Below are 14,543 nucleotides of genomic sequence, written 5' to 3'. Positions count from 1 at the left end.
TCTGCCGGGCGGCCGGGTCCGCCGGGCGGCCGGGTCCGACTCGGGACGGAGATGCCGGCCGCGCGCAGGTTGGCCTCGACCAGGTGTGTTCAACCGGGCGATGGACGGTGATTGGTCTTCCCGGGAGCTTGAGGACGAACGCCCCTCAGGCGCGAACGGGGCCGGGTCGGAGCCCCCCCGGGGGGCTAGTCGACTATGCGCCAGCGTTGTTGGTCGGCCGGGAGGGCTCCGCAGGGGCGCACCTCCGTCACCTGCATCACCTTGTCGTTGGGCGACAGATCGGACAGGCACCAACCCCCGTCCTTGCTGATCAGCCGCACAAACCCGTCCGCCCCCTCGATCGGTTCTATCGCCCACTTCTGGTTCGACGTCATCTGGCCGTTCGTCAGGCTCGCATCACCGCCGGACGCCCCCCACATCTGCACCTGGTTGCCCTCCCGGGTGTTGTCGGCGACGGCCCACTTCTCGGTCGACGCCGTGAAGGCGAACTCGTTCTTCGGCAGCGGGCGCACGTACCAGTACTGGTCCCACGTGGGCTGGTCGCGGATCTCGTCCCAGGAGTAGACGTAGCGGCCCTCCGGCTTCTGGTCCGTGGCCGTGGTCAGGTACTTCCCGAGCCCCGACTGGATGCGTACCAGTTTGTTCGGGTCGTACTGGGGCTTCTTCGGCCCGCCACCACCACCGCCACCGCCACCGCCGGACCCACCGCCGGCGGGCTTCGGCTTCGGCTGCTGGGCGGCCGGGGCCGAGGGCGGCGCGGACGGCGGGTCGGGGGCCTTCGACGGGGAGGGCGGCGTGGACGGCAGCGGCGACTTGGAGCCCTGCGGGAGGGGTTCCTCCCGGGCGGCCGCCTGCTCGGAGGCCTGGCTCTTGACGCCGATGTCGTGCTGGAACCAGAACACCGCGAACGCCACGGCAAGCGCCAGCAGCAGCGAGCCGACGGCGAGGAACCAGCCGGGGAAGACCGACGGCTGCACGTACGTGCCGCGCAGCTCGTTCGGGGTGGGTTCGCCGGACCTCAGGACGGAGACGGTGAAGGGGTGCTGGCGCACCCCGCCGAACCAGCTCACGTTCGTCGCGGTCAGCTGGACCTCGGCGAACCCGGCGCGGCCCGGGTCGACCTGGACCGCGGTGGGCAGGGCCTCCACGGTGATGGCGTCGCCGTTGTCGCGGGTTGAGAAGGAGGCGGTCAGCGGCTGGTTGCCGAGGTTGTCGACGGCCACCCGGCCGCGCGCCCTGCGCCGGCCGCGCACGGTGCGCGGCACCAGCTCCGTACGGAGTTCGGCGAACGGGCCGACGGTGAGCCGGCCCTCCACGACATCGGCGTCCCCGGGGTGCTCGCGCGGTTCGACGCGGATGCCGAACGGAGTCGGGCCGGCCACGGCGTCCGGGGTGCGCGGGGGCGCGAAGGTGATGTCGGAGGTTCCCTCCGCCCCGGGGTAGAGCCGCAGCACGGCCGGCTCGATGCTCGCCCACCCGGCGGGGTCACCGACCGGAGAGAGCCGGTACTCCTCGACCGTGTCCCCGGTGTTGCGCACCCGCAGTCGTACGACGGCGCTGTCACCGGGTGCGACGGTGGTGGCGGGGGGCTCCAGGGCAGTCCACATACTCACCCCATGAGTCAAGTGGGCCGGGGGGTGAAGTACAGGGACGGAAGGGGCAGTTCCGGGGGCAGGACTGGCTGCCCGAGCGGCCATGCCCGCGCGTCGGACGCCCCGGCCGCCGGTCGACGTCCTCGCCCGGCACCGGCAGGTCTCCGGCACGGGGGACCCGGGCGGTCGCGGGGGAACAACCGCCCGGGAGTTCATGAGCGCGACCAGCCTCGCAGGCCGCGATCAGCAGGGCCTAACGCCCGCTAACGCCCGCGCTAACGGCCGACCTTGCCGGGTTCCTTGACCGCCCCGCCGACCAGCCAGTTGAGGGTCTTCGAATCGGCGACGCCGGTCGGCTTCAGGCCGACGTTCTGCTGGTACTCCTTGATCGCCGACGCGAGTCCCGCGTCCGCCTTCATCGTCTCGCCCTTGGCGGGGTTCTTGAAGTAGGCGACGCCCTTTTCGGCGTAGTCCCGGTCGCGGTCGAGGTCGACGTCGGAGATCGCCGACTGGTTGGCCCACCACAGGGACGCCGCGAGCATCCGGACCTTGAAGTTGTTCGCGCCGCTCTTCACGTCCTCCGGGCGGATGCCCTGGGCCCACATCGAGGTGAGGGTGGCCCGGCCGAGGGTGCCGTACCGCTGGTCGGTGAGCGTCAGCTGGCGGCTGGTCTTCTGGTCCGCCATGACGTGCCGCTGGTAGCAGGCCAGCGAGGTCTGGGTGGCCTTGTCGATGACGGCCGCGGTCCAGCCGGGCTTCAGGGCGCACTCGTTGCCGAGGGTGGCCAGGCGGTACTGGGCGTACGTGACGATGACGTCCGGCTTGTAGCCCACGTCCCAGACGGGCCCGACGGGGGCGTCGGCGGCCGGCTTGGGCGCGGTCCTCGGCGCGGGCGGCGGGACGGGCGGGCCGCCGCCGACCTGCGAGGAGTCGCCGCCCGCGCCACCGTCGCCGCCGCCCGAGCCGCCCGCGGGCGGGACCGCCGCGCCGGGAGGCGCGGCCGGCGGCGGGGACGAGGGGGCGGCGGGCAGCGGGGTCTCGGAGCCCTGCGGCACGGGCTGCGCGCCGGCGGCGGCCTGCATCTCGCCGGCCGCGGTGGCGACCTTCGGCTGGAAGCCGAGCCACAGCATCACGAACGCGACCGACGCCGTGACCGCCGCGCTCGCGACGACGAGCATCCAGCGCGGCAGTACCGCACGCTGCTCGAAGGTGCCGGAAAGATCGACGGCGGTGTCGTCCCCGGAGCGGCGCACCGACAGGCTCAGGCGGTGGTGCTCGGTGCCGCCGGTCCAGCGGACCCGCTGCGGCCGGACGGTCAGCTTCGCGAACGCGGCCCTTCCGGGCTCCACTTGGACCGCGTTGGGTGCCATCTCGTAGGTGAGCCGGTTGGCCTCGTCGCGCAGGGTCAGGGATGCCGTGAGCGTGGTGTTGCCGACGTTGTCGACGGCGACCGAGGCCCGCGCGCGGAACCGGCCCACCAGGGTCGCCGGCATCAGCTCGGCACGCACCTCGGTGAACGGCGCGACCGTGACCTGTCCTTCGAGGACGTCCCGCACCTCGGGGTGGTCGCGGGGCTCCACGCGGATCCCGTACGAGGCCGGGCCCGCCAGGGCGTCGGGGGAGCGCGGCGGCGCGAAGGAGATCTCCGCGGTGCCTTCGCTGCCGGGGTACAGACGCAGGGTGTCGGGCTCCACCCGGGACCAGCCCGCGGGGGTGCCGACGACCGAGAGGCGGTACTCCTCGACGGTGTCCCCGGTGTTGCGCACGCGCAGCCGTGCGGTGGCCCGCCCACCGGGATCGACGGCGACGGCGGCCGGGTCCAGAGACGTCCACATGGTCATGGGGGAAGGCTAGGGCGCGGGCCCCGCGCCCCCCTGCCCGAAAGGCTCTGTCAGAGGGCAGCGCCGGCTGCACTCGTGGCCCCGCCCACCGGGCTTCCCGGCGGGCCCGGGGGCTGTCCCGGCACCGCGGGCGCGGACCGCAACAGCGACGTCAGCTCGTCGGCCTCCGCCGCGCCGCGCGCGCTGAGCAGCCGGTGCGCGGTGCGCAGCGAGGCCAGCGCGGACAGCGCCGGCGTCTCGCCGAGGGCGAGCAGCGCACGGCCGCGGGCCGCGAGCGCGAGGCCCCGGCAGAACGGATCGCCGAGGTCGCCCTCGATGGACAGCGCCTGGGTGGCGCAGGCCGCGGCCTCGCCGGGCCGCTCCCTGGCCAGCGCGCAGTGCGCGAGCCGGGCCCACGCCATCGCCTCCCACCGCAGGTCGCCGACCCATTGGTGGTGCTGGCGCGATTCCCGCAGGTGGGCCGCGGCCCGCACCGGACGGCCGCCCGCGAGCAACGCGCAGCCGATCTGGTACAGCACATGTCCGAGCGTACCCCGGTCGCCCAACTCCCTTGCCGACCGCAGCACTTCATTGGCCGCCGACTCGGCGCGTTCCTTGTGGCCGAGCAGCATGTGGGCGCGTACGACATGGGCGAGTACGCGCACCGCCTCGCCCTTGCTGCCCAGCTCGACGAAGCGGGCGTACGCCTGCTCGAACAGGGGCAGCGCGTCGGCGGGCCGCCCCATCGCGGCGAGGATCATGGCGAGTTCGTGTGCCGCCTCCGACTCGGTCAGCGGGTCGCGGGCCAGCGCCGCGCACCTCAGGGCTTCCCGCAGGGTGCGCTCGGTGTGACGGTAGGTGTCGCAGGTCTGCTGCGGCACCGCGGCGATCAGGCGCAGCGCCCGGCCCGCCGAGCGGGAGTCGCCGTGACGGTGCGCCACGGTCAGGGCGAGGCGGGCCGGACCGTGGAGTTCGCGGCGCCGTGCCGTGCCGAGCACGAGGTGTGCCCAGCCGGTGAGGAGGTCGACGGCGGGGCGAAGCGCGTCCGCGCCCAGCTCCTCCCAGGGGCCCTTGCCGAGGGCCTGCTCGGCGGTGTCCCGGATCAGCTGGTGCGACTCCTGGAGCCAGGCCCGCGCGGCCTCGGCGTCGGCCGGCCGGTACCCGGGCGTCCGCGGGGTGTGCAGCAGGTCGGGGACGCGGCTGAGCGGGCGCAGACAGCGCACCGTGTTGCGGACGGTGGCCAGGACGTGGTCGAGCAGTCTGCGCTGCGCCGCCGGGCGTTCGGCCGCGTCGGGCGAGGCGTCGAGCACGCGCCGGGCGAAGATCCGCACCAGGTCGTGGAAGCGGTAGCGGTCCACCCCGCAGGCCTCCAGGAGACCGGCGTCGACCAGCGCCTCCAGGGCCTCCTCCGCCGCGTACTCGTCGGCGTCGAGCAGGGCGGCCGCGGTGGACCGCCCGAAGACCGGCACGGCCGCGGCGGCCGTGAGGCGGAAGGCACGCGCGGCCGGACCTGCGAGGCCTTCGTAGCTGAGCCGGAACGCGGCGTCGACCCCGAGTCCGTCGGCCTCCAGCTCGTCCAGGCGGTGGCGTTCGTCGCGCAGCCGGGCCGTCAGGTCGGCCACCGCCCAGTCGGAGCGGGCGGTGAGCCGGGACGCCGCGATGCGCACGGCGAGCGGCAACCGGCCGCAGGACGCGACGAGTTGGCGGGCCGCCTCGGGTTCGGCACGCACCCGCTCGGCGCCCACGATGGTTTCGAGCATGGTCAGCGCGTCCTGCTCGCTCATCGCCTCCACGTCGACGATCCGCGCCCCGGGCAGGCCCACGATGCGGGTCCGGCTGGTGACGAGGACCGCGCTGCCGGGGGTGCCGGGCAGCAGGGGCGTCAGCTGCGCGGTGTCGTGCGCGTTGTCGAGCAGCACGAGCACGCGCCGCGCGGAGAGCAGCGAGCGGTACAGGGCGCCGCGCCGGCCGATGTCGTCGGGCACGGCCTCCTCGGCGACGCCGAGCGAGTGCAGCAGGTGGGCGAGGACGTCCGCGCTGTCGGCGGGCTCGGCGTCGCCGCCGCGCAGGTCGACGTAGAGCTGTCCGTCGGGGAAGGCCCGGCGCATGCGGTGGCCCGCCCGCACGGCCAGGGCGCTCTTGCCGACACCGCCGAGCCCGGTCAGGATCCCCACCCCCGTGAAACGCCCGTCGGCGGCCTCCTGGAGCAGGTCGGACACCTCGCCGAGGAAACCCACTCGGCCGGTGAAGTCCGCTATCGCGGGCGGGAGTTGGGAGGGCCGGGGGTGTACGGGACGGCGCTCGGCGGGCGGTACGGGGCCGTCCGGCCCGATGTCCGCGCCGAGAGCGGCGGGGGCGGCGGGGGCGGTCGGGGCGGTCGGGGCGGTCGACGGCACCGGTTCGCCGCGCGCGGGGCCGGCCGCGCGGGGCGCGGCGGCGGGGCGCGGCTCCGGGGCCGGGCGGGGCGCGCCGGCTCGCGGCGCGGCGCATCGCGGCGCATCGAACTGGGGCGCACCGGGCCGGGACGCGTCGGACCGGGACGCGTCGGGCCCTGCCACATCGGACCGGCGGAACTCCCAGGCGGGAATGGGCTCTTGGGCCGGCGCCGGGTCGGACGGCGGGCCCGTGCGGTATCCGGGCTCCGGGCGGTGTCCGGGCTCCGGGCGGGCCCCCCGGTCCGGGCGGGCCGCGCCCAGCGGGTGGGGCGCCCCGGACGGGCGGGATGTGCCCGGCGTGCCGTGCTCGCGCGCCGCGCGGTGTTCGTTCGGCGGGGCGGGCGCGTGCGGCTGGCCCGACCCCTGCGGCGGGCGGGGTCCGCGTCCCGCGGCGGGCGCGGAGCGGGGCTCGCCGGACGGGTGGCCCTCCCGCCCCGGCCGTGTCTCCCGCGCGCGGCCGGCCTGGCGGGGCTCGCGCGCGGGGCGGGTCAGGAGACGGGTGTGCAGGGCGGTCAGCTCGGGGCCCGGCGGCACGCCGAGTTCGGCGTCCAGGGTGCGCCGGGTCGTCTCGTACACGGCGAACGCGTCGGCCTGGCGGCCGGCCCGGTGCAGCGCCAGCATCAACAGGGCCTGGGTGCGTTCGCGCAGCGGGTGTTCGGCGGCGAACGCGCGCAGCGAGGCGATCGTCGCGGCGTGGCGGTCCAGGGCGAGGGCGCCGTGGAAGTGGTCCTCGCGGGCGGAGAGCCACAGCTCGGTGAGGCGGTCGCGCTCGCGCTCCGCGTGCGGGCCGGGAAGGCCGGACAGCGGGCTGCCGCCCCACAGGGCGAGGGCGCCGGTCAGCTCGCGGTGGGCGGCCGCGGTGTCGCCCGCACCGCGCAGCCGGGCCGCCTCGGCGAGCCGCGCCTCGAAGACAACGGTGTCGAGCGCCGCGGCCGGAACCCGCAACGCGTATCCGTCGTCCGCCGACACCAGGAGCCTGGCCGGAGTGCGCGAGGGGCGGCCCGGCTCCAGGAGGGTGCGAAGGCGCGAGACGTAGGTGCGCAGGGTGCCGACGCCGCGCGGGGGCAGCCGTTCCCCCCAGATCGCGTCGAGCAGTTCGGGCATGGAGACGGGCCGGCCCTCGCGCAGCAGCAGCACGGCGAGCAGGGCCCGCTGCTGGGGTGGTCCGAGCGGCAGGGGCCGGCCGTCGAGGTCGCCCTCGACGGGACCGAGCATGCGGAACCGCAGCCCACCGGCAACACCGGCGGCGCCGTCCGTGCCGCCGGATGTGCCGCCGGGTATGCCGCCCTCGCTCGTTCCGCCGGATACCGCCACGCCGTCGCCCTCTCAGTCGTCCGGCCGATTCGTCCCCCGACGTCTGCCCTTTCGGCCCCCGGATCCTGTTCGTCCGGTCACCGGAACGCTACGCCAGTACCGCCCACAGGCCCGCATCAGCACATGTATCGCACAGGGAGTTGGCTTGAACTGCCCCCGTATCCCCGGGGTAACCGGTCGAAAGGGCACCCCCACTGCCCCCAAGACGGGCCCCGCGCCTCCTGCGTTCCCTCGGGGGCGCACCAAGAATCGCGAGGCGGCCGCCGCCGGGAGCGTGCCGCCGCGCGGGACCGGCGAAAACAGCCGCACCGCCTTCGGGGCGCGTTCGTGGCGCGCCCCCTACGACGGGCGCCACCCCCTGGCCAGGCCGCCCGTCCGGGAGCACGCTGCTGGAGGAACGGACAGCCACCGCACGCTCACTGTCCGGGACAGCGCGGGGAACCGGCATACGAGCCCAGGGGGGTACGTGCATGAGCGGCAGCAGGGCGGACGACCAGGCGGCCGAGGACGCCAGGCGAAGGGAAGAGCTGTTGGAGAAGGTCCGCGAGGCGAACCGGCTGAGCACCGGGCGCCCTTCGCCGTCCGAGGAGGCCGGAACCGCGACCGACGCGGCGGGTGAGAGCTGACCCCGCGCCGCGCGGCCGCTCCCGTGAGCACCGGGCCGAGCGCCGGGCACGGAACCCCTTCTCGTACCCCATCCGGCCGGAAGAACGCCCGCCGATGACCGGAAGGGCACCTCGTGCTGCCCTCGGCCACGCACCTTCTCCCCTCCCCGCGGGGGCCGCGCCGCGCGAGGCTGGGACGGTAATGGGCCGGTAGCAGCGTTTTCGGGGCGGGACACCGTGTGCAGCTCGGATGCGGGAGGAGTCGTCCGCCCCGCGCTCAGCACAGCCCGGCCGCCTCCGGGCGCCAGCCGACACCTCCGTCATCCAGGTAATCCAGCAACAAGGAGCAGCTTCCCGTGCCCAACTACCTGTCCCCCGGCGTCTACGTCGAGGAAGTCGCCAGCGGATCCCGCCCCATCGAAGGGGTCGGCACCTCGGTGGCCGCCTTCGTCGGGCTCGCGCCCGTCGGACCGCTCAACGAGCCGACGCTGGTGACCAACTGGTCGCAGTACGTCGCCGAGTTCGGTGAGTTCACGGACGGGTACTACCTGGCGCACTCCGTCTACGGCTTCTTCAACAACGGCGGCACCGCCGCCTACGTCGTGCGGGTCGGCGGCTCCGAGGACGGACCGGGCCGGGCGGCCCGCCAGCCGGCCGGCGCCTCCGCGCCCGCACCGCAGGCCATCACCGCCGGCGAGGCCGTGGCGCTCGGCACGTTCAAGGTGTCCGCGATCGCGGCCGGCACCGGCGGCGGCTCGCTCACCGTCGAGGTGCAGGACGCCGAGGGCGAGGGCAACGGCGACCGCTTCAAGCTGGTCGTCAAGGACGGCGAGACCGTCGTCGAGAACTTCGACGTCAGCGCGAAGAAGTCGGCGCGCAACTTCGTCGTCACGCAGGTCAAGCAGCGCTCCAAGACGATCTCCGTCGAGGAGGCCGTGGCCGGCGGTCAGCTGGCGAAGCCGGACGCGCAGGCCGTCACCCTGGCCCCGCCGGCCCCCGCCGCCGCGCCCGCCCCGACCAGCGGGGGCACGGTCGCCCGCATCGAGTCCGGCCAGTTCATCGGCGACTCCGCCGACCGCACCGGCTTCGGCGGCCTCGAGGCGTTCGACGAGATCAACATGGTCGCGGTCCCCGACCTGATGGCCGCCTACCAGCAGGGCCTGATCGACCTGGAGCAGGTCAAGGCCGTCCAGCTCGGCCTGGTCGCGCACTGCGAGCTGATGGGCGACCGCATGGCCGTCCTCGACCCGCCGCCCGGACTCAACGCCCGCGACATCCGCAAGTGGCGGATGGAGGGCGCCGGTTACGACTCCCGTTACGCCGCCCTGTACTACCCCTGGATCAAGTCGTTCGACCCCTCCACGGGCCAGACCAAGCTGGTCCCGCCGTCGGGTCACATGGCCGGCATCTGGGCCCGCAACGACTCCGAGCGCGGCGTCCACAAGGCCCCGGCCAACGAGATCGTGCGCGGCGCCGTCGACCTGGAGCTCCAGATCACCCGCGGTGAGCAGGACCTCCTGAACCCGGTCGGCGTCAACTGCATCCGCGCGTTCCCGGGCCGCGGCATCCGCGTCTGGGGCGCCCGCACCCTCGCCTCCGACCCGGCGTGGCGCTACCTGAACGTGCGCCGCTACTTCAACTACCTGGAGGAGTCGATCCTGATCGGCACCCAGTGGGTGGTGTTCGAGCCGAACGACCAGGCGCTGTGGGCCCGCATCCGTCGCAACATCTCCGCGTTCCTGGTCAACGAGTGGCGCAGCGGCGCCCTGTTCGGTCAGCGCGCCGAGGACGCCTTCTACGTGAAGTGCGACGAGGAGACCAACCCGCCGGAGTCCGTGGACCTCGGCCGCGTGGTCTGCGAGATCGGCATCGCGCCCGTGAAGCCCGCCGAGTTCGTCGTGTTCCGGCTCGCCCAGTTCTCGGGCGGCGGCGGCGAGCTTGAGGAGTAGTCCGCGCCCCGACTCGCTTGTCCCACAGCCGTTTTCGCACGAAACAGGAGTAAACCAGCATGTCGCTTCAGCCTGGTGATGCGCTCACTACACACAACTTCGGCCTGCAGATCGACGGCATCATGGTCGAGTACCTTCAGGAGGTCAGCAGCCTCTCGATGGAGCAGGACGTCATCGAGTACCAGCAGGTCTCGTCCGACGGCAAGCCGATCATCAAGAAGCTGCCCGGCGTCAAGAAGGCCGGCGAGTGCACGGTGACCCGGGGCGCGACGCAGTCCGCCACGTTCTCCGAGTGGATCAAGGAGTCCATCGACGGGAACATGGGCTCGGCCCGCAAGAACGCCTCGATCATCATGATGGACTACCAGGACAACCCGGTGAAGCGCTACCACCTGCGCAACGCCTGGTGCAACAAGGTCGAGATCAGCGCCGTCAAGGCCGGCGACGCCGCCGCCATGACCGAGCAGGTCTCCATCACCTTCGAAGAGCTGGTCATCGAGTAATGCGCCGCGAAGGTCCTGGAGTTCCCGGCGGGGCGCTCCCCGGAGCCGACGCCCCGTCCCTCGCGGGCACGGGCGCGGCGACGGGTGCGCGGGAGACCCTGCGCACCGAGTTCGAGTTCGAGCTGCCCCGCGGGTACGTCGACGAGTCGGGCACCGTGCACCGGCGCGGCGCGATGCGGCTCGCCACCGCCCGCGACGAGCTGCTCCCGCTGCGGGACGTACGGGTCCGCGAGAACCCGGCGTACCTGTCGGTGGTCCTGCTCGGCCGGGTCATCACCCGGCTCGGCACCCTCGGTGATGTCCACGACGGCACGGTGGAGAACATGTTCGCCTCCGACCTGGCCTTCCTCCAGGACTTCTACCGGCAGATCAACGCGGAGGGCCACACCCGCGCGGCCGTGGCCTGCCCGCACTGCGAGCAGTCCTTCGAGGTCGAGCTGGCCGGGAGCCGCCTGGGGGAATCGTGACGTACGCGGCCGACCGGATCGAGGAGGAGACCGCGTACCTCGCCTACCACTTCCACTGGGACATGGACTCCATCCTCGACCTGGAGCATGCGGACCGGCGGGCGTACGTACGGCGGGTGGCCGCACTGGTGGAACAAGGCGAAGGGGAGCGGTGACGGGGGATGGCCCTGTTCAAGCGCCGGCGTAGCCGGCCGGCCGAGGCCGCCGGGGCTCCGGTCCCGGACGCGGCGGCGCCCGCGGGGCCGGCCGGGCCGGAGCCGTCGCCCGTCCAGGGTGACGGCGGCTGGGCCGCCGCGCCCGCGATCCAGCGTGCCCTGGCCGTCCCCCGCCTCACCGCGGAGGCCGGCTTCGGCGCGACCCTCGCGGCGCACCAGGACCTCTCGGTCGTCCGTCCGCTCACCCACGCCGTGTCGCCCTCGGCGCCGCACGGCGTCCTGCACAACGCCCTGACGCCGGTCGCGGGCCGCCCCTCCTCGCTGCCCCTGCCGCTCCTGCGGCTGCCGGTGGCGGGAAGGTCGGCCGAGGCACCGGCGGACGCGGACACCGGCCCCGATCTGCCGGCTTCCGCGCCGGACGCGGTGCAGCGGTCGGTGACGCCCGCGAGCCCCTCGGCGAGCGGGCCGTCCGCGCAGCCGCGCGCCGCGGCACCGGGTTCCGCCGGTACGTCGACTCCCGCTGTACAGCGCGCTGTTGAGCCGTCCAGCGGTCCCGCTCCCGCCACCCCCGGCGCGGCTCCCGCGGTGCGGCGCTCGGCCGCGCCCCGGCGGGGTACGGCGGACGCTCCGGCCGGGCCGGCCACGCCGCCCGCCGTCCAGCGGCCCGCACCACCCGCGAACCGCGCGGCCACCACCCCGGCCGCACCCGGCATGCAGCGGTCCGCACCCTCGCCGACCGGCATGCCCACCACCCCGGCCGCACCCGGCACGGGCCCCGCCGTCCAGCGATCCGTGACGCCCGAGAGCGGCGCGCCCACCACCCCGGCCGCACCCGGCACGGGCCCCGCCGTCCAGCGATCCGTGACGCCCGAGAGCGGCGCGCCCACCACCCCGGCCGCACCCGGCACGAGCCCCGCCGTACAGCGATCCGCCGCCGCTTCGCAGGGCCCCGCCGCACCCGGCAACCCGCCCGCCGCACCTCGGCCGGCCACGCCGTCAACCGGTCCGTCCGCCACCCCGGGGCCGAAGACCCCGCCCGCCGACGGGCGTTCCGCCGCGCCCCGGCCCGGTACGCCCACCACCCCGGCCGCACCCGGCACGAGCCCCGCCGTCCAGCGATCCGCCTCGCAGGGCCCGGCCACCACCCCGGCCTCATCCGGCACGCCGCCCGTGGCGCGGCGGTCCGTCACACCTCCCGCCGGCCCGGCCGCACCCGGCAACCCGCCCGCCACACGGCGGCCGGCCACGCCGTCGACCGGTCCGGCCATCACCCCGGCCGCACCCGGCAACCCGCCCGCCGTCCAGCGGTCCGCGACGCCGCCGGACGACACGGCCAACTCCTCTCACCCGTACGGCACTTCGCCCGTCGCACCGCGGTCGGCTGCCATACCGTCGGCCGGGCCTGCCGACACGTCCGTCGGCCAGGGCACTTCGCCCGCCGTGCAGCGGTCCGCACCCGCGCCGACCGGCACGCCCGACACCCCGGCCGCACCCGGCACGCCGCCCGCCGCGCAGCGCCCCGGCACGCAGCCGTCCGCGACGCCCGCTCCCGGGGCCACGCGCCACCCCGACACCACGCGAGGCCCCGCCGCCCCGGGGACCCCCGGTACACCGCCCGTCGTGCAGCGGTCGGCGACGCCTCCGCGCGGCCCCGCCGACAGCCCCGCAGGACCCGGCACTCCCCCCGCCGTCGGCCGCGCGCCCGGCGCCACGCACAGCCCCGGCACGACACCGGGAACCATTACCCCGGCGGCACCCGGCACGCGCCCCGCCGTACAGCGGGCCGCCGAGCCCACGGCCGCCACGCCCCCGCCCCGTACGCCGGCCTCGCCGCCGGCCGCGCCCAACACCGCACCGAACAGGCCCGGTTCGGGCGAATCCGCCTCGGCCCCCGCCGTGCAGCGGTCGGCCACACCGTCCGGCGGCTCGGACGCCCCGACGAATGCGGGCCCAACTCCCGCCACCGAGCGGGCTATTGGGCGTGCGATCGACCCGGTGAGCAACCCCGGTACATCGCCGAGCCCCGCCGCACCCTCGGTACAGCGGTCCGCCGCTCCCTCGCGGGGCCCGGCGGCCAACACCCCGGGCGCCGCGCCCGCCTCCCCGGTCCCGCCCGTACGCGGCCGGACGGGCGGGACCGGGCGGACCGGCCCGATCGGCGCCCCCATCCAGCGGGCGTCCGCGGCCGGCGATCCCGGGGTGCGGAGCGCCGCCGCGCCTGCGTCCGGTCCGGGCACCGCACCGCGGACGACGCCCGCGTCCGGCCCCGCCCCCACCCCGGCCACGCCGGCGCCGAGCACGGGCGGCACCGCCGGCCCCGCCGTTCAACGCGCCGTCACCCCCTCCCCCGGGCAGGCGCCCGGCACCGGGTCCGCCCAGGAGACGGGCCGGGGTCCGGTGCCTTCGCCTCCCGCCGTCCAGCGGGCAGTCGCACCGCCGCACGCTCCCCCGCACGGCCCGGCGCAGGTTCCCGGGGCCGCACCCGCGACGGCCCCGCAGGTCCAGCGCGCCGCGGCGGCGCCTTCCGCACCGGATGCCGACGGCGGCTCCGCGCTGCCCGTGCGCGGCACGGTCGGCGAGCGTGGTTCCGCGGCGCTGCCCGTCAGCGCCTCCGCGCAGCCGGACGCCTTCGTACAGCGTGCGGCGGGGGACGGCGCCCCGCCGGTGCGTCCCGTGCCGTCAACTCCCGTGCGGCCGATGCCCGTTCAGCGCGTGTCCGCCCAGCGCTCCCTCACTTCCTCGCCCCGTCCGGTGCGGCCCTCGCACCAGTTGGACCCCGTCGGCGTGGTCCGGCCCCCGGCGGCGAAGGCACCCGCCCCCGCCCCGGTCGTCCCCGTGGACGCACCGGCTCCGGCACCGGCCCCGGCCCCGGCCCCGGCAGCGGAGCCGGTCCCCGCGCCGCCCGTGCAGCGCAAGCCGATGGTGCGGCGGGTCAGCCGGGTGCAGAGCGCCGCTCCGGACGCGCCCCGGCGCAGGCCGCTCATCGGCGCGCCCCTCACCCCGGGCCCCGCGCCCACCCCGGCGCCCGCGCCGGCACCGGCCGCCGCCCCGGCACCGGCGCCCGCCCCCGCCCCCGCCCCCGTCCAGCGGGCCGCCGCACCCGCGGTGCCCGCCGCGCCGCCGACCCCGCTGCGCAAGGTGCGGCTGCCCGGCCCCGCCCCGTTGCAGCGCATGGAGATCGCCGGTCCGCCGCTCGCCTCCGCGAGGCCGCTGACCACCCGTCACCAGAGCGTCCCGGGCCCCGTGGCCGGCGCCACGGCGCCCGCGCCCGCGCCGCTCAAGCGGGCGGCTCCCGCCTCCGCGGACAGCCGGCCGGTCGTGCCGCTGGGCGGTCCCGCCGCGCCCGTCGGGATGGTGCGGCGCACCGTTCAGCGCGCCGCCGTGCCCGAGACGCCGGCCGTCGTTCCGGTACGCCGTGCGAGCCCCCCGCCCGCCCCGGCTCCCCCGCCCGCACCGGCGTTCCCCGCCCCCGTACAGCGGCAGGCGGACGCGCCGCCCGTGCGCACCGCCACCCAGGCCGCCGCCACGGACGGCGCGGCCGAGCCGGGCGAAGGGCCCCAACCACCCACGGATCTGGACGCGTTGGCGCGGCGGCTCGTCGCCCCGCTCTCGCGCCTGCTGCGCGCCGAGCTGCGCGGCGACCGCGAACGGATCGGGCGGCTGCGCGACCGCTGACCCCGTACGACCTGCCCGTAACCACTCC

At 76.1% G+C, this 14,543-nt stretch carries 9 protein-coding genes; 6 read left to right on the top strand and 3 right to left on the bottom strand.

The annotated features are described in order from the left end of the window. Positions 1–185 precede the first annotated feature (185 nt). From OG432_RS17505 to OG432_RS17495, 3 genes are all read right to left on the bottom strand, one after another. Positions 186–1,607 carry a hydrolase gene (locus OG432_RS17505; protein ID WP_443058579.1) on the bottom strand — a complete coding sequence of 474 codons (1,422 nt, stop codon included), beginning with the start codon at positions 1,605–1,607 and terminating at the stop codon, positions 186–188. 260 nt (positions 1,608–1,867) lie between these two features. After that, positions 1,868–3,433: a peptidoglycan-binding domain-containing protein gene (locus OG432_RS17500; protein ID WP_328311872.1), complete on the bottom strand. Its 1,566-nt coding sequence runs from the start codon at positions 3,431–3,433 to the stop codon at positions 1,868–1,870. A gap of 50 nt (positions 3,434–3,483) precedes the next feature. Continuing rightward, the gene (locus OG432_RS17495; protein ID WP_328311871.1) at positions 3,484–7,161 is read right to left on the bottom strand and encodes an AfsR/SARP family transcriptional regulator; all 3,678 of its coding nucleotides are present in this window, start codon (positions 7,159–7,161) and stop codon (positions 3,484–3,486) included. A gap of 470 nt (positions 7,162–7,631) precedes the next feature. Between OG432_RS17495 and OG432_RS17490 the strand changes: the two genes are divergently transcribed. The 6 genes from OG432_RS17490 to OG432_RS34935 all read left to right on the top strand — a co-directional run bounded on the left by OG432_RS17490 (position 7,632) and on the right by OG432_RS34935 (position 14,515). Beyond that, entirely contained in the window at positions 7,632–7,787 is a 156-nt protein-coding gene (locus OG432_RS17490) for a hypothetical protein (RefSeq protein ID WP_328311870.1), read from the top strand. A 335-nt stretch (positions 7,788–8,122) separates the two neighbouring features. Next, positions 8,123–9,715: a phage tail sheath family protein gene (locus tag OG432_RS17485; protein ID WP_328311869.1), complete on the top strand. Its 1,593-nt coding sequence runs from the start codon at positions 8,123–8,125 to the stop codon at positions 9,713–9,715. Positions 9,716–9,774: 59 nt separating this feature from the next. Continuing rightward, positions 9,775–10,218, top strand: a complete 444-nt coding sequence (locus tag OG432_RS17480) for a phage tail protein (protein ID WP_328311868.1) — start codon at positions 9,775–9,777, stop codon at positions 10,216–10,218. Beyond that, positions 10,218–10,685 (top strand): hypothetical protein, encoded by a 468-nt coding sequence (locus OG432_RS17475; RefSeq protein ID WP_328311867.1) that lies wholly within the window; start codon positions 10,218–10,220, stop codon positions 10,683–10,685. Before OG432_RS17480 ends, OG432_RS17475 begins: the two co-directional genes overlap by 1 nt. Next, a complete protein-coding gene (locus tag OG432_RS17470; RefSeq protein WP_162952566.1) occupies positions 10,682–10,840 on the top strand; it encodes a DUF6760 family protein in 159 nt (52 codons plus the stop codon). The genes OG432_RS17475 and OG432_RS17470 overlap by 4 nt, the downstream gene beginning before the upstream one ends. Before the next feature lie 6 nt (positions 10,841–10,846). Next, the gene (locus OG432_RS34935) at positions 10,847–14,515 is read left to right on the top strand and encodes a hypothetical protein (RefSeq protein ID WP_443058404.1); all 3,669 of its coding nucleotides are present in this window, start codon (positions 10,847–10,849) and stop codon (positions 14,513–14,515) included. The last annotated feature ends 28 nt before the right edge of the window (positions 14,516–14,543 follow it).

The organism is Streptomyces sp. NBC_00442 (genome assembly GCF_036014195.1).
GTDB lineage: Bacteria > Actinomycetota > Actinomycetes > Streptomycetales > Streptomycetaceae > Streptomyces.
This window is presented reverse-complemented; position numbering and strand designations above follow the sequence as displayed.

Excerpts from the sequence above, each read along its gene's own strand:
- OG432_RS17505 (WP_443058579.1), bottom strand. The coding sequence starts at position 1,607 with ATGTGGACTGCCCTGGAGCCCCCCGCCACCACCGTCGCACCCGGTGAC.
- OG432_RS17500 (WP_328311872.1), bottom strand. The coding sequence starts at position 3,433 with ATGACCATGTGGACGTCTCTGGACCCGGCCGCCGTCGCCGTCGATCCC.
- OG432_RS17490 (WP_328311870.1), top strand. The coding sequence starts at position 7,632 with ATGAGCGGCAGCAGGGCGGACGACCAGGCGGCCGAGGACGCCAGGCGA.
- OG432_RS17480 (WP_328311868.1), top strand. The coding sequence starts at position 9,775 with ATGTCGCTTCAGCCTGGTGATGCGCTCACTACACACAACTTCGGCCTG.
- OG432_RS17475 (WP_328311867.1), top strand. The coding sequence starts at position 10,218 with ATGCGCCGCGAAGGTCCTGGAGTTCCCGGCGGGGCGCTCCCCGGAGCC.
- OG432_RS34935 (WP_443058404.1), top strand. The coding sequence starts at position 10,847 with ATGGCCCTGTTCAAGCGCCGGCGTAGCCGGCCGGCCGAGGCCGCCGGG.